20 protein-coding genes are annotated in these 20,003 nt (G+C 33.9%); 11 read left to right on the top strand and 9 right to left on the bottom strand.

The features are described 5' to 3' along the window. Positions 1-174: 174 nt before the first annotated feature. Complete coding sequence (locus tag Q7C23_RS15255; RefSeq protein WP_375033346.1) at positions 175-1,284, bottom strand: Glu/Leu/Phe/Val dehydrogenase; 1,110 nt, start codon at positions 1,282-1,284, stop codon at positions 175-177. Between the two features lie 204 nt (positions 1,285-1,488). Between Q7C23_RS15255 and Q7C23_RS15250 the strand changes: the two genes are divergently transcribed. From Q7C23_RS15250 to Q7C23_RS15230, 5 genes are all read left to right on the top strand, one after another. After that, positions 1,489-3,267 (top strand): ABC transporter ATP-binding protein, encoded by a 1,779-nt coding sequence (locus Q7C23_RS15250; RefSeq protein WP_375033345.1) that lies wholly within the window; start codon positions 1,489-1,491, stop codon positions 3,265-3,267. A 68-nt stretch (positions 3,268-3,335) separates the two neighbouring features. Next, positions 3,336-3,704 (top strand): PUR family DNA/RNA-binding protein, encoded by a 369-nt coding sequence (locus tag Q7C23_RS15245; protein WP_026981839.1) that lies wholly within the window; start codon positions 3,336-3,338, stop codon positions 3,702-3,704. A gap of 86 nt (positions 3,705-3,790) precedes the next feature. Then, positions 3,791-6,046, top strand: a complete 2,256-nt coding sequence (bglX, locus tag Q7C23_RS15240; protein ID WP_375033344.1) for a beta-glucosidase BglX — start codon at positions 3,791-3,793, stop codon at positions 6,044-6,046. A 10-nt stretch (positions 6,047-6,056) separates the two neighbouring features. Further along, a complete protein-coding gene (locus Q7C23_RS15235; protein WP_375033343.1) occupies positions 6,057-6,887 on the top strand; it encodes an alpha/beta hydrolase in 831 nt (276 codons plus the stop codon). Positions 6,888-6,905: 18 nt separating this feature from the next. After that, positions 6,906-7,451 carry an RBBP9/YdeN family alpha/beta hydrolase gene (locus Q7C23_RS15230; RefSeq protein ID WP_375033342.1) on the top strand — a complete coding sequence of 182 codons (546 nt, stop codon included), beginning with the start codon at positions 6,906-6,908 and terminating at the stop codon, positions 7,449-7,451. Positions 7,452-7,496: 45 nt separating this feature from the next. On the opposite strand, the gene Q7C23_RS15225 is transcribed toward Q7C23_RS15230, so the two are convergent. Beyond that, on the bottom strand, positions 7,497-7,832 hold the full coding sequence (locus Q7C23_RS15225) for a tRNA-binding protein (RefSeq protein ID WP_375033341.1): 336 nt from the start codon (positions 7,830-7,832) through the stop codon (positions 7,497-7,499). Between the two features lie 135 nt (positions 7,833-7,967). Between Q7C23_RS15225 and Q7C23_RS15220 the strand changes: the two genes are divergently transcribed. The 3 genes from Q7C23_RS15220 to Q7C23_RS15210 all read left to right on the top strand — a co-directional run bounded on the left by Q7C23_RS15220 (position 7,968) and on the right by Q7C23_RS15210 (position 10,307). Next, positions 7,968-8,861: an alpha/beta fold hydrolase gene (locus Q7C23_RS15220; RefSeq protein WP_375033340.1), complete on the top strand. Its 894-nt coding sequence runs from the start codon at positions 7,968-7,970 to the stop codon at positions 8,859-8,861. A gap of 127 nt (positions 8,862-8,988) precedes the next feature. Next, on the top strand, positions 8,989-9,543 hold the full coding sequence (locus tag Q7C23_RS15215; protein ID WP_375033339.1) for a thioredoxin family protein: 555 nt from the start codon (positions 8,989-8,991) through the stop codon (positions 9,541-9,543). A 368-nt stretch (positions 9,544-9,911) separates the two neighbouring features. Next, on the top strand, positions 9,912-10,307 hold the full coding sequence (locus Q7C23_RS15210) for a GreA/GreB family elongation factor (protein ID WP_375033338.1): 396 nt from the start codon (positions 9,912-9,914) through the stop codon (positions 10,305-10,307). 117 nt (positions 10,308-10,424) lie between these two features. Here the strand turns inward: Q7C23_RS15210 and Q7C23_RS15205 are convergent, their stop codons facing one another. From Q7C23_RS15205 to Q7C23_RS15175, 7 genes are all read right to left on the bottom strand, one after another. Further along, on the bottom strand, positions 10,425-11,357 hold the full coding sequence (locus Q7C23_RS15205; protein ID WP_375033337.1) for a peptidylprolyl isomerase: 933 nt from the start codon (positions 11,355-11,357) through the stop codon (positions 10,425-10,427). 35 nt (positions 11,358-11,392) lie between these two features. Beyond that, positions 11,393-12,541: an MFS transporter gene (locus tag Q7C23_RS15200; RefSeq protein WP_375033336.1), complete on the bottom strand. Its 1,149-nt coding sequence runs from the start codon at positions 12,539-12,541 to the stop codon at positions 11,393-11,395. A 142-nt stretch (positions 12,542-12,683) separates the two neighbouring features. Beyond that, positions 12,684-13,034 carry a cupin domain-containing protein gene (locus tag Q7C23_RS15195; protein ID WP_375033335.1) on the bottom strand — a complete coding sequence of 117 codons (351 nt, stop codon included), beginning with the start codon at positions 13,032-13,034 and terminating at the stop codon, positions 12,684-12,686. A gap of 28 nt (positions 13,035-13,062) precedes the next feature. Next, a complete protein-coding gene (locus Q7C23_RS15190; RefSeq protein ID WP_375033334.1) occupies positions 13,063-13,977 on the bottom strand; it encodes an archaemetzincin family Zn-dependent metalloprotease in 915 nt (304 codons plus the stop codon). A 9-nt stretch (positions 13,978-13,986) separates the two neighbouring features. Further along, positions 13,987-14,850 carry a sugar phosphate isomerase/epimerase family protein gene (locus Q7C23_RS15185; protein ID WP_375033333.1) on the bottom strand — a complete coding sequence of 288 codons (864 nt, stop codon included), beginning with the start codon at positions 14,848-14,850 and terminating at the stop codon, positions 13,987-13,989. Between the two features lie 52 nt (positions 14,851-14,902). Continuing rightward, positions 14,903-15,445, bottom strand: coding sequence for an NADPH-dependent FMN reductase (locus Q7C23_RS15180; protein ID WP_375033332.1), 543 nt, complete (start codon positions 15,443-15,445; stop codon positions 14,903-14,905). Positions 15,446-15,460: 15 nt separating this feature from the next. Next, positions 15,461-15,925: a nuclear transport factor 2 family protein gene (locus Q7C23_RS15175; RefSeq protein WP_375033331.1), complete on the bottom strand. Its 465-nt coding sequence runs from the start codon at positions 15,923-15,925 to the stop codon at positions 15,461-15,463. Positions 15,926-16,157: 232 nt separating this feature from the next. On the opposite strand from Q7C23_RS15175, the gene trmD reads away from it, so the two are divergent. The 3 genes from trmD to Q7C23_RS15160 all read left to right on the top strand — a co-directional run bounded on the left by trmD (position 16,158) and on the right by Q7C23_RS15160 (position 19,874). After that, positions 16,158-16,832 carry a tRNA (guanosine(37)-N1)-methyltransferase TrmD gene (gene trmD, locus Q7C23_RS15170; RefSeq protein ID WP_029268668.1) on the top strand — a complete coding sequence of 225 codons (675 nt, stop codon included), beginning with the start codon at positions 16,158-16,160 and terminating at the stop codon, positions 16,830-16,832. 188 nt (positions 16,833-17,020) lie between these two features. Then, positions 17,021-17,371, top strand: coding sequence for a 50S ribosomal protein L19 (rplS, locus tag Q7C23_RS15165; protein ID WP_072975836.1), 351 nt, complete (start codon positions 17,021-17,023; stop codon positions 17,369-17,371). A gap of 280 nt (positions 17,372-17,651) precedes the next feature. After that, entirely contained in the window at positions 17,652-19,874 is a 2,223-nt protein-coding gene (locus tag Q7C23_RS15160) for an NADP-dependent isocitrate dehydrogenase (protein ID WP_375033330.1), read from the top strand. Positions 19,875-20,003: the final 129 nt, after the last annotated feature.

Below are 20,003 nucleotides of genomic sequence, written 5' to 3'. Positions count from 1 at the left end.
GCAAAAATAAGAATTTCACAGCTTATAATAAAATTAATTCGTAAAAAAGTCGCAGTTTTCAGTCGCAGTTTTCAGTTATCTATAATACGCATAAAAAAAGTCCCAGTTTACGGTCGCAGTTTTCACGTATGAAGCTGAGACTGTAAACTGAGACTGTAAACTGTAAACTAATAATTACTTCTTAGCTGCATTTTCAATTTTTCTCAAATCGATACGATTTTGAGCAATTGTAAGAGCCGCTTTATGTGTTGTCATTCCGTTTTTCACAGCATAATCGATAATTTCTAAAGTAGTGTTATAGATATTTTCGGTTTTAGTCATGATCTCCGCTTTACCGTAGTTTGCTAATTCAGCATAAACATTGATGATTCCACCAGCGTTGATTAAGAAATCCGGAGCGTATAAAATACCTCTCTCCTGTAATCTTGCACCGTGAACATTTTCATCAGCTAACTGATTGTTGGCAGCACCAGCAATAACTTTAGCTTTAATTTTGTTTACTGTATTATCATTGATAGTCGCTCCCATTGCACATGGCGCGTAGATATCAACATCTGCACTATATAAATCTTCACCAGTATAAATGGTAGCGTTATATTTTTGTGCTACTTCGTATAATTTTTCTTCATTGATATCAGCGATAGTAACTACTGCTCCTTCTTTAGTCAAATATTCCACTAAAGCTTCACCTACGTGACCAATTCCCTGAACCAAAACTTTTTTACCGTCTAAAACATCAGAACCAAATTGGCTTTTTGCAGCCGCTTTCATTCCTAAATAAACACCATAAGCTGTTACAGGAGAAGGGTTTCCAGAACCACCTCTTTCTTCAGAGATTCCGGTAACGTAAGGCGTTACGTCTCTAACAGTATCCATGTCCTTAGTTTCCATTCCTACATCTTCAGCAGTAATATATCTTCCGCTTAAAGAGTGAACAAATTCACCAAACTTACGCATCAATTCTGGTGTTTTTTGCGTTTTAGCATCACCAATAATTACCGCTTTACCACCACCAATATTAAGTCCGGTAATAGCAGATTTATATGTCATCCCTCTTGAAAGACGTAAAACATCATTCAAAGCTTCCCATTCAGTATTGTAATTCCACATTCTGGTACCTCCTAAAGCAGGCCCCATAACAGAGTTATGAATACCAATAATTGCTTTTAAACCTGTATCTTTGTCATTGCAAAATACAATTTGTTCGTGATCATCAAAAGATAATTGACCAAAAACAGGATCCATTTTTTGAAGTTCCTTTCCAGTTGCGAAAGTTGCATCCATAGCGCTAGTTGTTTATTAGTTAAAATTATGAATTTGTCAAAAAGACATCTCAAACATAAATAAAAAATACACATGTGCTAATTTTTTATCTTTAAAATAACAATTTTACAATAAATTTGTTTTGAATTAATGATATCTTTAATTACTTTTTATTGAAGATAATTTGCAATTCCAAAACATTTCAACATTGAATCTCTTAAAAAAATGAAAGAATTACGCTATTTAAACAAATATTTCATCAAATATAAATACAGTTTCATACTTGGAATTTTAATAACCATTATCGCACAAATTTTTTCACTGTTTACACCCAAGCTGATTAGCAAGTCATTAAACGCAATTGAAAAGTTTGATAAATTACCAGAAGTACAACAATCTTCAAAGGTAATAATTGATTCTTATCGCCAGGATTTAATTCATAACGTACTGCTAATCATAGCCACTACTATTGTTGCAGGCTTTTTAACTTTCTTAATGCGCCAGACTTTAATCGTAATGTCACGCCATATTGAATTTGATTTGAAAAATGAAGTTTTCAGGCAGTACGAAAATCTTTCTCAGAATTTTTACAAACAAAACCGTACCGGAGATTTAATGAACCGTATCAGTGAAGACGTTTCAAAAGTTCGTATGTATGTGGGTCCGGCTGTTATGTACACGATTAATACCTTTATTCGTTTTGCCATCGTTATTATATATATGTATAATGTTTCGCCTTTATTGACGCTTTATACTATTTTGCCTTTACCGATTCTTTCGTATTGTATTTTTAAACTGAGTTCAGAAATCAATAAACGAAGTACTACTTTTCAACAATATTTATCTAAAGTTTCCAGTTTCTCTCAGGAAATATTTTCTGGAATTCGTGTTATAAAAGCGTATTCATTAGAAAATCAACACCAAAATAATATGGTGGCCCTTGCCGATGAAAGCAAAAAGAAAAGTTTGGATTTAGCCAAAGTGCAATCGTTATTTGGCCCTTTGATGATTGCCCTGATCGGAATCAGTAATTTGGTTGTGATTTATTTTGGAGGTGTGATGTACATTAACGGAACTATTCCAAATATCGGAACTATTGCCGAATTCATATTATACGTAAATATGTTAACCTGGCCCGTTGCTTCTTTAGGATGGGTTTCGTCAATGGTTCAGGAAGCAGAAGCTTCTCAAAAACGTTTGAATGAATTTTTGAAAATTGAACCCGAAATCAAAAACAACAACGAAAATTCATCCGATATTCAGGGTTCTATTGCTTTTGAAAACGTAAGTTATACTTATGAAGACACTAATATTGAAGCGTTGAAAAATGTAACTTTCACTGTAAAAAAAGGAGAAACTTTAGCTATTTTAGGAAAAACCGGTTCTGGAAAATCAACCATTTTATCTTTGATCTCTCGTTTGTATGATGTTACCGATGGAAGAATCACGATTGACCAAAATGAAATTAGCACTCTGAACTTAAACGATCTTCGAAATAACATCGGAATTGTACCTCAGGATGCTTTTTTATTCTCAGATACCATTAAAAATAATATCAAATTTGGTAATCAGAATGCTACTGATGAAGAAGTGATGGATGCCGCAAAAAGTGCGGTTGTTCACGACAATATTATTGCCTTTAACAAACAATACGATACTGTTTTAGGAGAAAGAGGAATCACACTTTCAGGCGGACAAAAGCAACGTGTATCTATTGCGAGAGCAATTATTAAAAATCCTGCCATTTTACTTTTTGATGATTGTTTGTCTGCAGTCGATACTGAAACCGAAGAAAATATTTTGAACAATCTATTCGAAATTTGCAAAGATAAAACCACAATTATTGTCAGTCACAGAGTTTCTTCTGCTAAAAATGCGGACAAAATTATCATTTTAGAAGATGGTAAAATTATTCAACAAGGTTCTCATAATCAATTAATAAATCAGGAAGGTTATTACGCATCTTTATATTTAAAACAACTTTCGGAAAAAGAATTACTTTAATTGTTGTGTAATAGATAATTTTTTATGATTTTTGAGTACTATTAATTCCAAAAATGATAGAACGTATTATGAGAGAAAATGACATGTTAGAAAAAGAAGAGATCTTTTCTAAAGTATTACGAGCAGGGAGGAGAACTTATTTCTTTGATGTAAGAGCTACTAAGGCTGACGATTATTATATCACAATTACCGAAAGTAAAAAATTTACTGAAGAAGATGGTTCTTTTCATTTTAAAAAACACAAAATTTATTTGTATAAAGAAGATTTTGGAGCTTTTGCCGAAATACTAGAAGAAATGACTTCATACGTCTTGAACCACAAAGGCGAGGAAGTAATCTCTGAAAGACATCAAAAAGATTTTAAAAAAGAATACGGTTCTGATAAACCTGAAGGACAAAGATCTAGCTTTACAGATATTGATTTTGATGATATTTAGTCCCACATAACTTTTTAAAAAGTACAAGTCCAATATGTCCTGCATTTTGGACTTTTTTTATATATTGTAAGTCTAAAAAACTAACATTGAAAACATTAATCAAAAAACCACTTTATTACTTACTTTTTCTTCTCTCGATTTCTTTTTCATACAGTCAAAAAACCACTTTAGACACAGAAAAAAAGATCGACAAAATCATAAAAAACATGACTTTGGATCAAAAAATTGGCCAGGCATGCTTAAAAGGAACATCAAGTCGAAGTAAAGGTTTATCTGATGAACTTAAAAATGATGTTCGAAAAGGATTAGTTGGAGCCATCTTAAACCTTACTGAACCTAATCTGGTTTTTGAAATACAAAAAATCGCAGTTGAAGAAAGTCCAAATCATATTCCGTTATTATTTGGAAGGGATGTTATTCACGGATACAAAACTATTTTTCCGATTCCTCTGGGACTAGCCGCTTCATGGGATATGGAGTTAGTGGAAGAAACATCAAAGATTGCCGCCAATGAATCGTATTCCAGATGCATTAACTGGACTTATGCGCCAATGGTTGATATTGCAAGAGATGCCCGTTGGGGTAGAATCGCAGAATCACCTGGAGAAGATCCTCTATTAGCCTCGAGACTGGGAGTAGCCTATGTTAAGGGATTTCAGGGAAATGACCCGGCTGTTCCCGGACAAATTTTGGCCTGCGCTAAACATTTTGCTGCTTATGGCGCGGCAGAAGGCGGACGAGATTACAACACTGTGAGCATGTCTGAATCTTTACTTCGAAATGTGTATCTAAAACCTTTTGAGGCAGCCGCAAAAGCCGGAGTAGCCACTTTTATGACTTCTTTTAATGACTTAAATGGCGTTCCGGCATCAGGAAATCGTTTTTTACTTAAAAAAATATTACGCGAGGAATGGAAATACGATGGCTTTGTAGTAAGCGACTGGAATTCGGTTACTGAAATGATTCCACATGGTTTTGCAGCCGATGAAAAGGATGCAGCTTTAAAATCTGCTTCTGCCGGGCTTGACATGGAAATGACCAGTTTATCCTATGCCCATCATCTAAAAACATTAATAGCTGAAAAGAAAGTTTCTGAAAAGCAATTGAACGAAATGGTTCGTAATATCTTAAGAATCAAATTTAGAGCTGGAATTTTTGAAAATCCTTATTTTAAAGACCGCGAAAAATTTTCATTATTAACTGCCAATGCTTTACAAACGGCGAAAAATGCAGCTATTAAAAGTTGTGTTCTCTTAAAAAACGAAAATCAAATCCTTCCCTTAAAATCTAGTCAAAAAATAGCTGTTATTGGTCCATTGGCAGATGCCTCTAGAGAACAATTAGGAACATGGATTTTTGACGGAAATAAAGAGGATTCGCAAACTCCATTAAAAGCATTACAAAATAGTTTTGGACAAAATAACGTTTTATACGCTTCCGGACTTTCGCACAGCAGATCCTTATCTGAGGAAGGTTTTTCTGCCGCAATAGCAGAAGCTAAAAAATCAGACATCATATTATTCTTTGCCGGCGAAGAAGCTATTTTATCTGGCGAGGCACATTCAAGAGCCAACATTAATTTACCTGGTTTGCAGGAAAAATTAATCGCCGAATTACAAAAAACAGGAAAACCAATTGTATTAATATTAATGGCAGGAAGACCAATTACTTTGGGCGCTGTTTTACCAAAAGTCAATGCCGTATTGATAGCATGGCATCCGGGAACGATGGCGGGTCCAGCAATTTCAGATTTGCTTCTTGGAACAGCAAATCCATCAGGAAAACTACCAGTAACATGGCCGAAGGAAGTGGGACAAATTCCTATTTACTATAACCACCCTACTACAGGACGACCTGCAGATCCTAAAACTTTTGTGGCTATTCAGGACATCCCTGTTGAGGCCTGGCAAAGTTCTTTAGGAAATAATTCCCACTATCTTGATGCAGGTTACGAACCGCAATTCCCTTTCGGGTTTGGATTGAGTTATACAACGTTCTCCTATGAAAATTTAAAAATAGAAAAAACTAGTCTTAAGAATAATGACAAATTAAATGTTTCTTCCTTAATTACCAATACAGGAAACACTACAGGAACAGAAACAGTTCAATTGTATGTTCGTGACATTACCGGAAGTATTGTAAGACCTGTCAGAGAACTGAAAGATTTTATACAAATCGAATTAAAACCGAAGGAATCCAGAACAGTTCAATTTTCAATTCCGGTTTCAGACCTTGCCTTTTATAATGATCAAATGGAATTAAAAACAGAGCCTGGCGATTTCAAAGTTTGGATAGCTTCACATGCTGAAAATGGCTTAGAAGGTGATTTTAAAATTGAATAATACTTATACTATGAAAAAAATAGCACTCTCATTTTGTTTACTTATTATTACACTTTTTTCTTTCGCACAAAAGACAGAATATGATACTAAAACCAATATTCAATATTATAGTACAGCAATAAATAAATCGGATAGTTATATCAATGAAAGATGTGTTTTGGATATTTATTATCCTAAAAACAGCAAAGGTTTTACAACAATTGTTTGGTTTCATGGTGGAGGTTTAACCGGCGGAAACAAGGAAATTCCAGAAGCATTAAAAAATAAAGGTTTTGCGATTATTGGTGTTGGTTACAGATTATCGCCAAAAGTTAAAGCAGAAAAAGCTATTGAAGATGCCGCGGCGGCTATTGCCTGGGCCTTCAACAATATTGCTGGTTATGGTGGCGAAACTTCTCAAATTTTTGTTTCTGGGCATTCTGCAGGTGCCTATTTGGCTTTGATGAATGGCTTAGATAAAAAATGGCTGCAAAAAGAAGGAATAGATGCTAATAAAATTGCCGGACTTATTCCGCTTAGCGCACAATGTATCACCCATTTTGAAATTAGAAGAGAAAATGGAATTCCGGAAAAACAACCGACTATTGATGCTTTTGCACCTTTATTTCATGTTCGTGCCGATGCTTCTCCGCTTTTATTAATTACGGGAGATCGTGAAATGGAAATGTTAGGCCGCTATGAAGAAAACGCTTACATGGAACGTATGATGAAGCTAGTTGGACACAAAGAAACAAAACTTTACGAATTGGACGGTTATGGTCACGGAATGACGGAGCCTGGTTTTCCGTTACTGGTAAACGAAGTAAACCGCATTATTAAAGAGAAACAAACTAAAAAATAATTAATCAAATCCACGGCAATGGAAACAAAATTATTAATATTACCCGGACTTGGAAATTCAGGTGATAAACACTGGCAAACCTTTTGGCATAAAAAATTTGAAAACTCGATTAGATTAGTTCAGGACAACTGGGACGAACCTGTTCACGAAGAATGGCTTGCAAGATTAAATGAGGAAATCGCTAAACTCAATCAACCCACTATTCTTGTAGCACACAGTTTAGCTGTTTCATTGGTATTGCATTGGGCTCAAGCCAATAGCAATAAAAATATTGTAGGCGCTTTGTTAGTAGCACCTGCCGATGTTGATTCACCTCAACATACTCCAGAATGTACCCGTAATTTTTCTCCGATTCCAACTTCAAAATTACCTTTTCCTTCCATTGTTGTTGCAAGCGAAAATGACCCTTACGCTTCTTTTGAAAGAAAACAATTTTTGGCTGAAAAATGGGGAAGTGATTTTGTAAATGTGGGTCAGAAAGGGCATATCAACTCTGATTCTGATTTAAAATATTGGGAAGAAGGACAATTGATTTTACAACAGTTAATTGAGAAAATTTCTTAGTTTTCAGTCTCAGTTTTCAGTCTGGGAACTGAGACTGAAAACTAATTATCCTATTCTAAGTCCATTTTCAATCTTAAAATCAGGAGCTAATAAAATTACATCTCCCTCCTTGCCTATTGCACCAAGAACCAGACATTCGCTCATGAACTTTCCTATTTGTTTCTTAGGAAAATTGACTACAGCAATAATTTGTCGGTTTACTAAATCTTCTTTTTTATAATGAACCGTTATTTGTGCCGATGATTTTCGGACACCAATCTCAACACCAAAATCAATTGTTAGCTGATAAGCCGGTTTTCTTGCCTCCGGAAAATCATTTACATCGATTATGGTTCCTACACGCATTTCAGTTCTTTCAAATTCATTCCAGGTTAAATCCATTTTATTTTCAATATTGTTGAATTACAAACCTATTAATTTTGTAATTATTATCCTTAATTCTATAACCATTTTTTTAAACTCCGTTTCTAAATTTACAAGACAACAGTTTAAGCTAACTCATAAAGAAATATAGAAATGGAAAATACGATACTCAACAGCGACCACTCTCTTAAAGATTTTGAATTTGATATCCACGAACAAAATACTGATAAATACATAAGAACGGCCAAAAATGTACAGCTTTATGTAAAAGATTACGGAAAAGGCAAACCTGTAATTTTAATTCACGGCTGGCCATTGTCTAATGAAATGTGGGAATATCAAATTGAGTTCCTAGTTCAAAATAATTATAGAGTTATTGCCTACGACCGTCGTGGTTTCGGTAAATCATCGCAACCCTGGGATGGTTATGACTACGATACATTAGCTGATGACTTGAGCGAAATTATTGAACAGCTCCAATTAGAAAATGCAACACTAGTAGGGTTTTCTATGGGAGGCGGCGAAGTAGTTCGTTACTTTAGCCGTCACGGTGGAAAAGGTGTCACGAAAGCCGCTTTAATTTCATCCATAATTCCATTTTTAGCAAAAACGGATGACAATCCAGAAGGGCGTCCAAAAGAAAAAGGAGAAGCTACAGCAGCTGCCATTAGAGAGGACAGAATAGGTTTTCTTGAAAATTTTGGTAAAATATTCTTTGGCGTTACTATAATTAACAAACCTTTAAGTACTCCTTTACTTGAATATTTTACAAAGCTTTGTTCGGCTGCTTCGCCAAGAGCAACACTAAAATGTGCCGAATCTTTATCTAGTACAGATTTTAGAGACGAACTTCACACTATAAAAGTTCCCACTTTAATTATTCATGGCGACGATGACAAAAATGTTCCTATTGAAGTAAGTTCAAAAAAGACAGCAGAAGCTATATCCAATAATACTTTTATTGTGTATGAAGGTGCTCCACATGGCTTGTTCTACACAGCAAAAGATCGTTTAAATGAAGATTTACTAAATTTTCTAAACTCATAAAAAAACTTAATTTATATCCAAAGAGGTTTAATTTTCCGGGGAAAACTTCTTTGGATACATTTTTTCTATTGTGGTCTTTCTTTTACAGAATTAAAAGTTATTTTTGAACAACTAATTCTTTAGAAAAATGGCACGAACTCCTTCAAATATGATTCCGCTTGGAACCATTGCTCCAGACTTTCATCTAAAAGACACCAATTCTAATAATGAATATTCGTTTGAAGATGTACAAGGATCAAAAGGAACACTTGTTATTTTTATGTGCAACCATTGTCCTTTTGTGCTTCACGTTCTCAAAGAAATTATCATGATTACCAATGATTATCGTATTCAAGGATTGGGATTAGTTGCTATTTCGAGTAACGACATTGAAAAATATCCTGAAGATTCTCCAGAATTGATGACTGAGTTTGCTTTTGAAAACAAGATAGATTTTCCTTATTTGTTTGATGAAACACAAGAAGTTGCTAAAGCTTATGAGGCAGCCTGTACACCTGATTTTTTTCTCTATGACAATCAGGATCGTTTATTTTATCACGGCCAATTAGATGATTCCAGACCGAGTAATGGAATTCCGTTAAGCGGAAGCGATCTGCGAAGTGCCATTGATGCTTTGATTTACAACAGAAGTTTGAATGAGCAGCAAAAACCAAGTGTTGGTTGCAGTATCAAATGGAAATAAACTAGTTTTTAATCTAGTTTAGTTATCTTTACAATTCTATTACTTTTATGATGGTGACTATTATATTATTTACAGCTTCTATATTGTTGTTTTCTTTAAAGAGAAAACCAATTGCTGTTATAATTATTTCACACAACAAGGCCTTTATTAATTAGGCCTCCGTCTACTTCATTTCTTCTTTAAGGCGGAGGATTTTTACCAAATTTTACTATTTATTTTATTTGAAAGATTCATTTTCTTCAAATAAATAATTGCTTTCATTTTATTCGATTTTTCCAAAAACAAACCATTTTAAATTTCAATTTGTACAAATTGAGAATATCTACATATACTTATAATCAACGTTTAATAAATTAATATTTTAGAATATGAAACCAACACCTATTTTCTGTAAAACAGATTATCAACTTTTAAGAGAGCTGATTTTAAAAAGTAAAAACGAAACAAATGCTAAAGAAGTCGGTCAGCTTTCGCAAGAATTGGATCGCGCCATTATTAGCAAAGAAAACACTTTAGACAGTTCCATTATCCGAATCGGTTCGCACGTTACCATTGAAGATGTAAAAGCAAACAAGCAAATGAAAGTTCAGATTGTTCTGCCATCGTTAGCCAATGTTACCAAAAGAAAAATCTCCATTTTAGCACCGTTAAGCGTGGCTATCATTGGATTTAAAGAAAACGATCAGGTTGATTGGGAATTGCCAGCAGGAATAAAAACTTTAAAAATAATTGCTATTGATAATAGTACTTTAGCCAATTTATAATTTTTGAAACACCTCATCATGAAGGTGTTTTTTTTTATTTCATTTTGAAAACAAAAAAATCCCACATGCCGTGGCATATGGGATATTATTTAAAACAATACTAATTGTCTATAAAACTTATTTTACTTCCATTAATTCAACGTCAAAAATCAAAGTTGCGTGTGGTGGAATAACCCCTCCTGCACCAGATGGTCCATATGCTAAATCAGAAGGAATAACAAAACGAGCTTTGTCTCCAACTTGCAATAAAGCAATACCTTCATCCCATCCTTCAATAACCTGACCCTGACCTAATCTAAATTCGATTGGTTTTTTTCTTGGGTAAGAAGAATCAAAAACTTTTCCGTTTTCTAATGAACCTTCATAATGAACAGCAACCGTTTTTCCAGCTTCCGCTTTTTTACCGTCTCCTTTTTGGATCATTTTGTAACGTAAACCACTATCCGTTTTATCAAAACCAGCAGCTAATTGCTCCATTTTTGCTTCAGATTCTGCTTTTAAAGCTGCATCTCTTTTTAGACGAGCGCCTTTTAAACCAACAAAAGCTTCAATTGCATTCCATTTTTGAGCTTCTTCTCCAACTCTGATGATTTCTAATGTTTCAAGAGCATCACCTTGAGCAACAGCGTCAACTACATCCTGACCTTCGATCACATGACCAAAAACAGTATGTTTTCCGTCTAACCAAGAAGTTGGAACGTGCGTGATGTAAAATTGAGAACCATTAGTTGCAGGTCCTGAGTTAGCCATTGCTAAAACTCCCGGACGATCGTGTTTCAAACTTGGGTGAAATTCATCATCAAATTTGTATCCTGGATCTCCTGTTCCTGTTCCTTTAGGACATCCTCCCTGGATCATAAAATCAGGAATAACTCTGTGAAAATTTAATCCATCATAGAATTTTTGTCCCTGAGGTTTTACTTTATTTTCCATATTTCCTTCTGCAAGAGCTACAAAATTCCCTACGGTTCCTGGTGTTAAATCGTGTGTTAGTTTTACTAAAATCGAACCTTTGCTTGTGTTGAATTTAGCGTATATTCCGTTTTCCATGTTGTTATTTTTAATTTTGATTGCAAATTTACGAATTAATTTTTTATCTCTTTTTTAGATTTTGATTTATATGTGAGACTATAAACAGTTAATGCTAATAATGACAAAACCACACAACCGATAGCTACAGCATGCCATCCACCCAATTTCCACAAAAATAATCCGTAAGCAGATCCTGCAGCAGTTCCCAAAAAGCTAAACGACATAAATACCGTATTTAATCTGTTTCGGGCTTCCGGAAGTAATGAATAAACTCTGGTTTGATTTGAAATATGAACGCCCTGAATTCCGATGTCAATAAATACAATTCCAATTGCAATTCCGATGACACTTTCTATTGAAAAATAAAAAATGATAAAGCTTAATAATATCAATAAACAGCCATATCCAACTGCAACTCTGGAACTGCCTTTATCTCCTAATCTTCCAACTAATGGCGCAGCTAAAGCACCTGATGCCCCTACAATTCCGAATAAACCAATTGTTGCACTATTAAAATGAAAAGGTTCTCCTGACAGTAATAAAACCATTGTGGTCCAGAAAGCTCCGAATTGTGCAAAGCTAAATACATTGATTATCGTTGCTTCACGTAAAATGGGTTGTGTTTTTATTAAGGTAAAAAGCGACTGAATTAATTGTCCATAAGTTCCCTGAAACTGAGGTTTATTAACAGGGAATTTATTCTGAATCACAAAAAAGATTAAAAGGCAAATTCCGGCAGCGATATAAAACATCGATCTCCAACCCAAAATTTGACCAATAAAACCGCTTAAAGTTCGGGAAAGTAAAATCCCAACCAATAAACCGCTCATAATGGTTCCGATAACTTTTCCGCGTTGTTCTACAGAACTTAACGAAGCAGCCAAAGGCAAAATAAGTTGTGGGACAATTGAAGTAATTCCGATTAACAAAGAAGCAACTTGCAAAAGAAAGAAACTTTTCGCTGTAGCTGCTAAGATTAAAGCAATTACAGAAGCAAAAGTGGTTATTAAAATTTGCTTTTTACGTTCCAGTTTATCACCAAGAGGAACCATGAAAAATAAACCAATCGCATAACCGGCCTGAGTCAGATAGGTTATTGTTCCCGCGCTGGCTTCAGGGATTTTAAATTCGTTGGCAATTAAAACAATTAAAGGTTGGCAGTAATACAGATTTGCAACTATAAGTCCAGTGCAAGCTGCCATAAATAAGACATTCGTTTTGGATAAATTCATTTTGCAAAAATACCAATCTAATTGTAATCAAAACTTTAAAAAAAGTATAAATTTTTCAACGTTAAGCTCAAATCAGGTTGGTATTTTAGAAATTATATTGAGTTCCACCCTTTTATTTTTTCATAAAATCTTCACGAATCGGACTAAATACATCGGTTAACATTCCGTCTTCCAAACAAACAACACCATGAATTGCGTGAGGCGGAATATAAAAGCTATCGCCTTCTTTTAATGTTTGGGTAACGCCGGAAATTGTAACATCAAATTTACCACTTGAAACATAAGTTACCTGAGTATGATAATGTTCGTGCAGAGTACCAATTCCGCCTTTTTCAAAATGAACATTGACCAACATAACACGATCATCGTAGGCCAGAATTTTACGTTTGATTCCTTCACCAACTACTTCCCACTCTATATCATCCCCTTTTATAAATTCTTTGCTTGATCCAAAACTTTGCATACTCATTCTATTTTATTAACTTTTTTCTTTATTGAATATTTTTCAGGTCTTTCTCCATTAACTCTATTCCCTCAGCTAAATTGTTTTCCTTAAAATACTTTTCTAATTCTACTAATCGTTTTTTATTATCGTACTTAAATCCGGAATTTAACTTTCTTTGACAGAGAGAACACAATCTTATAAAATGTCTGTCTGTTTCCGGCATGCTATTGGTGCCATTCATCACGCAATTAGCATTAATACAATGATGTAGACCAAACATATGTCCGATTTCATGAGAACATATTTTCAACAATCGATCTAAACATAAATTAAAATCAGCTTCTTGTTGCATTCTGTAAATAGAACTTACTGCAATTTTATCTCGGTAAGAGGCCAGTCCAAAAACATAATTCCATTCTGGTTTGGGATATAGATCTTTTTCTGTTATTGCCATTAAAGCAATTCCTTTATGCGTTTTTTCTTCTTTCAGAACATCGTTTAAAATATAACCTGCCAAAAATTGTTCTTGTCCTACGTCGCCAATTCGTCTGGCATTGTTAGGAATAATATCATTTGAAACATTTTCTAAAACCTTTGTTTCTAATTGAAAAAAAATCTGCAAATACTGACGGACTAATTCAATTTGTTTTAATTGCACCGAATTAAATTTTCCGATAGGTTTTAAATAGATAATATTCTCTTCTTTGGATGGAACAATATGAGGTGTTTTTAGGAACTGTTTAAAACTCTGTCCTTTTTCTTTATGCGTATCCAGCCACTCACCAAAAGCAGGTTCCTCAAGCTTAACATCATTAATTTGAATGGCTGCAAAATAAGGCTGCAGCGGTAAATTTTCTTCTGAATTTGATTGTGGTTTTGGGCTTGAATGTTCTTTTTTATCTGATTGACATGAACAAAGAACCACCAAAAACAGTAAAAACAGCAAAAGCAGTTTCTTCATAAATTCGTATTAGATTATTTTTTTTGAAATAAATTCACAGCTTGTTTTAATAGATTCAAAAGAATTTGGAACATAGTTATTCTCCTGTTCAACAAAAAAATGAATCATTCCGGATTGTTTTGCTGCTGCAAAAAAGGGTTTAAAATCAATAGAACCTGAACCAATCTCAGTATTCAGAGCAGGATTTACTTTGTCCATATCTTTGACATGCCACAATGTAAAGCGTCCCGGATTTTCCTTAAATAATTTAAGCGGATCATTTCCTGAACGTACTACCCAATATAAATCCAATTCAAAAGAAACTAAATTTTTATCCGTTTCCTTCAATAGAATCTCATAACCTGTAACACCATCGTGAGTTTTAAATTCGAAATCATGATTATGATACGCTAGTTTTAAACCCGCATCCGCACACATTTTTGCAGCTTCGTTTAAACGAGCGGCAATCTTATGAAAATCATTTCTAAAAGGTTCATCAACCCAGGGAACGGTTAAATATTCATTTTTTAAAATTTTAGCCGCTTCGATTGCAGCTTTAACTTCTTCTAAATTCCCATCATATAAAAAGCTTCCCAGATTATAATGTCCGCTAACGGCTTTTAACTTATTTGCATCTAAGATTTTTTTAAGTTCAATTGGAGCGAGTCCCCAAAATTGATCTTTTATAGAAAAACCGTAAGTTTCGACAGTTGTATATCCAGCTTTTGCAACTTTCTCTAAAGTTGATTTTACATCTTTTGGAAGTTCATCACGTAAGGTGTATAACTGCAAACCTATTTCTTTTTTATTCATGGCAAAGGCAAATGATGGTAAAGCTAAAACTGCTGTTGCGGCCAAGCTCGTATTTATAATGAAGTTTCTTCTCGTAACCATTTTTTTATTTAAAAAATCCAAAAGTAAATCTACTCTTTTTATTGAAATGCTATTACATTTCAGTTAAAAATTGATTTTCAAAATTCGTGATGAATTTATTAAGAGCAGCAAGTGTTTCATCATTTATAATTTTTCCTTCTTCATCAATTTTCCCACGAACACCTTGTATTAGAAGCAAATTTTCATCTTCAAATTGCGCTTCTAAAGTTCTTATTATCAAAATTAATTGGTCATGTGCCATTTCTCCAGAAGCAGAAGCGGTAATCAATCCGACTTTCTTTTTTGAGAATATTATGGTAGAAACACACCACTCCAATGCATTTTTCAAACTTCCTGGTAAACTAAAAACATATTCAGGAGTACAGATTATGATTCCGTCGGCCTGAGCAATTTTATTTCTGAAGGAAATAATTTTTTCCGGTGCATTTTCTATATCTAAATCGGGGGTAAAATGTGGCAACTCATCTAAATCTTCAAATATTTCAACTTCAAAATCTGTTTTAATATTTTCCGAAATGTATTTTAAGATTTTGTAATTGCTTGAATTCTTTCTTGTACTGCCTGTTATGGCGAAGATTTTTATTGATTTTGGCATTGTCAATTTATTCTTTTATTTTTTAGTTGTATCTGCCTGAAAGTTATCAAAATAAGTAAAATCTTTGGTAATTAATCCGTTCTCAATCGTGAAAACAGTACAAATAGGTAACTCTAATTTTGAATTATCAGGTGCTGTTCCTGTTGAAATAAACTCTACAACTAGATGATTTTCCCCTGATGGATAAATTTGGATAACCTTATCATGCAAATCCGGAAAAATTTCATTTAACTCGGCATATTTATCTTCCGTTTGTTTGCGGGTTTGTTTTACGATTCCTTTTCCTAAAGAAGGATCTTTAAAATCAGCCGTTTCACTATACATTTCAGCCATCTTTTTCCAATTATGACTATTGAAATACTCAAAATACTGATTTACTATTTTTTCGTTTTTTGAAGTATCAATACTTTTTGGTTCATTTTGATTGTTACAGGAAATAATTATGAAAGCCATAACTATTAGTACGCTAACTTTTTTCATTAGTTTTTACTTTTAAATTACTACAAATCAATAATTAAAGGGTTTAAATATAATAAAAATTGAAAGAAATTTCCATAAAAAATTAAAATATAAATAATGCCAATGACAACAAAAAAATACGAAAAATATGCATTTATGCAAATAATTGTGATAAACATTTGACATTTGTTTTTTTCAAATTCTCAATTATTTACTTTGTATCTTTGCAATCTTGAACTTTTGAAGAAAAACAATGCGAATTGACATTATAACGATTTTACCAGAATTATTAAGAAGCCCTTTTGAGGCTTCAATTATGAAACGTGCCATTGATAAAGGTTTAGTCGAAGTACATTTTCATAATTTACGTGATTACACTACCAACAAACAAAAAAGTGTCGATGATTATCCGTTTGGAGGTGGTGCCGGAATGGTAATGACCGTGCAACCCATTGACGACTGTATTACACATTTGAAAAGTCAACGTGAATACGATGAAATCATATACATGTCACCAGATGGAGAAACGCTAAATCAAAAAATGGCCAACACGATGTCGATGTATGAAAACATTATCATTTTATGCGGACATTATAAAGGTGTAGATCAGCGTGTTCGCGATCATTTTATTACCAAAGAAATTTCTATTGGAGATTATGTTTTATCTGGAGGAGAATTAGGAGCTTTGGTTTTATCAGATGCTTTGATCCGATTAATTCCCGGCGTTTTAAGTGATGAAACTTCCGCTTTGACAGATAGTTTTCAGGATAATTTGCTTTCAGGACCTATATATACAAGACCTGCCGATTATAAAGGATGGAAAGTCCCAGAAGTTTTGACGAGCGGTCACTTTGCCAAAATTGATAAATGGCGTGAGGATATGGCTTATGAGCATACAAAGAATAGACGTCCTGATTTATTGGAATAAATTTTTAAAATAAATTCCAAATTTTAAAATTCCAAATCCCAATTGCTCAACTAGTTATGAAATTGGAATTTGGAATTTATTTTTATTGGAATTTACTTTTTTTTAATTACATTTGCACCCGAATTAGACTAACCTCTGGCGAGATCCGTGAATGTTGCTCTATTATAAAACCATAATTATAAGATATCATGGCAGATTTAATGAAATTCGTTCAAACCGAATTAGTTGCTAAAAAAGATTTCCCTGTTTTCGGAGCTGGAGATACTATCACAGTTTTCTACGAAATTAAAGAGGGTGAAAAAACAAGAACTCAGTTTTTTAAAGGAGTTGTTATTCAAAGAAGAGGTTCTGGTAACACAGAAACTTTTACTATTCGTAAAATGTCAGGAGCAGTTGGAGTTGAGCGTATCTTCCCAGTAAACTTGCCAGCTTTACAAAAAATTGAAATCAACAAGAAAGGTGCTGTACGTAGAGCTAGAATTTTCTACTTCAGAGAACTTACTGGTAAAAAAGCTAAGATTAAAGATAAAAGAAGATAATCATTTATCTCTTTGTTATAAAAAACTCGTTTCATATCATTTGAAACGAGTTTTTTTTTATGCCTAATTTTTAAAATATCAAAACCGTAAAATTTTAATATCAAAATCATCGATTTGACAATTTAAAGATTCCAAAATAACAATCTGATAAATCCTGTATTTCTCTCTAAAACTACACCGTTTTCGGACTGATTTTATTATATTTGCTCCGCTCATTTTGAGCCGACTATACCTTTTCCATCGTCATCCTTTGACGATACGATTATAAAAAAAAAAAAAAATGACACAGAATTCAAAAATTTTTTACACCTTAACTGATGAGGCGCCTCTATTAGCGACTTATTCTTTGTTACCAATTGTTCAGGCATTTACTGCTACGGCTGGGATTGCTATTGAAACCAGAGACATTTCGTTAGCAGGTAGAATTTTATCTAATTTTCCTGAGGTTTTAACAGATGCTCAAAAAACGGGAGATGCATTATCTGAACTTGGTCAATTAGCAACACAACCTGAAGCTAACATTATTAAATTGCCAAACGTATCTGCATCCGTACCGCAATTAAAAGCGGCGATTACAGAATTACAGTCTCATGGTTACAAAATCCCTGATTTCCCTGAAGAGCCTCAAAATGATGCTGAAAAGGAAATTAAAGCAAAATATTCTAAAGTTTTAGGTTCTGCTGTAAACCCTGTTTTACGTGAGGGAAACTCTGACCGTAGAGCGCCAAGAGCGGTTAAAAACTTTGCAAAAGCAAATCCACACTCTATGGGTGCTTGGTCTGCTGACTCAAAAACTAAGGTAGCTTCAATGTCAAATGGTGATTTCTACGGAAGTGAAAAATCACTTACTGTTGCTGAAACTAATGATGTAAAAATTGAATTCGTTGCTAAAGACGGTACAACTACTGTTATTAAAGCAAGTACTCCTCTTAAAACAGGAGAAATAATCGACAGTTCTGTTTTAAGTGTGAACAAATTAAAATCTTTTGCTGCGGAAGCAATTGCTGATGCCAAAAAAGAAGGTTTATTACTTTCTGTTCACTTGAAAGCGACAATGATGAAAGTTTCAGATCCAATTATCTTCGGCGCTATCGTTGAAGTTTATTTTGCTGATCTTTTCAAAAAATACGAAGCTTTATTTAATGAATTAAACATTGATACAAGAAATGGTTTAGGTGATATCTACGCAAAAATTGCAGGAAGACCTGAGCAAGCTGAAGTTGAAGCTGATATTACTAAAGCTATCGAAAACGGACCAGCATTGGCAATGGTTAATTCTGATAAAGGAATTACAAACTTACATGTTCCTTCTGATGTAATCGTTGATGCTTCTATGCCAGCGATGATCCGTACTTCTGGACAGATGTACAATAAAGAAGGAAAACAACAAGACACTATCGCTATCATTCCAGACCGTTCTTACGCTGGACTTTATACTGCTACAATTGATTTCTGTAAAAAACACGGTGCTTTTGATCCTAAAACAATGGGAAGTGTTCCTAACGTTGGTTTAATGGCTCAAAAAGCGGAAGAATACGGATCTCATGACAAAACTTTCCAAATTAAAGGAGATGGAGTTGTTCGTGTTGTTGACACCAACGGAAATGTTTTAATGGAACAAAACGTTGAGACAAATGATATTTTCAGAATGTGTCAGGCGAAAGATGCTCCTATTCAGGACTGGGTTAAATTGGCTGTAAACAGAGCTCGTTTATCTGATACTCCTGCTGTTTTCTGGTTAGACGAAAACAGAGCACACGACAGAGAATTGATTGTAAAAGTTCAAAAATACTTAAAAGATTATAATACTGTAAACTTAGATATCCGCATCTTAAATCCGATTGCTGCAACTGAATTTACTTTGGACAGAATCATCAAAGGTTTAGATACTATCTCAGTAACCGGAAACGTTTTACGTGATTATTTAACTGACTTATTCCCAATTTTAGAATTAGGAACTTCAGCTAAAATGTTATCTATTGTTCCATTAATGAATGGTGGTGGATTGTTCGAAACTGGTGCTGGAGGTTCTGCTCCTAAACACGTTGAGCAATTTACAGAAGAAGGATATTTACGTTGGGATTCATTAGGAGAATTTTTAGCACTTGGTGCTTCATTAGAGCATTTAGGACAAACTTTAGACAATTCTAAAGCAATTGTTTTATCTGAAACTTTAGATCAGGCTAACGACAAATTCTTAGCTAATGACAAATCTCCAGCTCGTAAAATAGGCCAGATTGACAACCGTGGATCTCATTTCTATCTTGCATTTTATTGGGCTCAGGCTTTGGCTGCTCAAAATAAAGATGCAGAATTGAAAGCTATCTTCGCTCCAATCGCTGCTGAATTTGAAGCTAACGAAGCTAAAATTGATGCAGAATTAATTGGTGCACAAGGAAAGCCTCAAACACTTGGTGGTTATTACCAGCCAACTCCTGCGTTAGTTAGCAAAGCGATGCGTCCTAGCGAAACATTCAATGCAATTATTGCTAAAATAAAATAAGTAACATATTGTTATAATTATATTTAAAAGACAACCTAATGGTTGTCTTTTTTTTTATCTTAACTAATGTTTAACAATCGTTACATCCTAATATTTAGTAAGAATTCTTAACTATGTAAATCAAAATAA

This window comes from Flavobacterium sp. LAR06 (assembly GCF_041946075.1).
GTDB lineage: Bacteria > Bacteroidota > Bacteroidia > Flavobacteriales > Flavobacteriaceae > Flavobacterium.
Note: the sequence above shows the minus strand (reverse complement) of the source record. Positions and strands in the feature narration are given on the sequence as shown.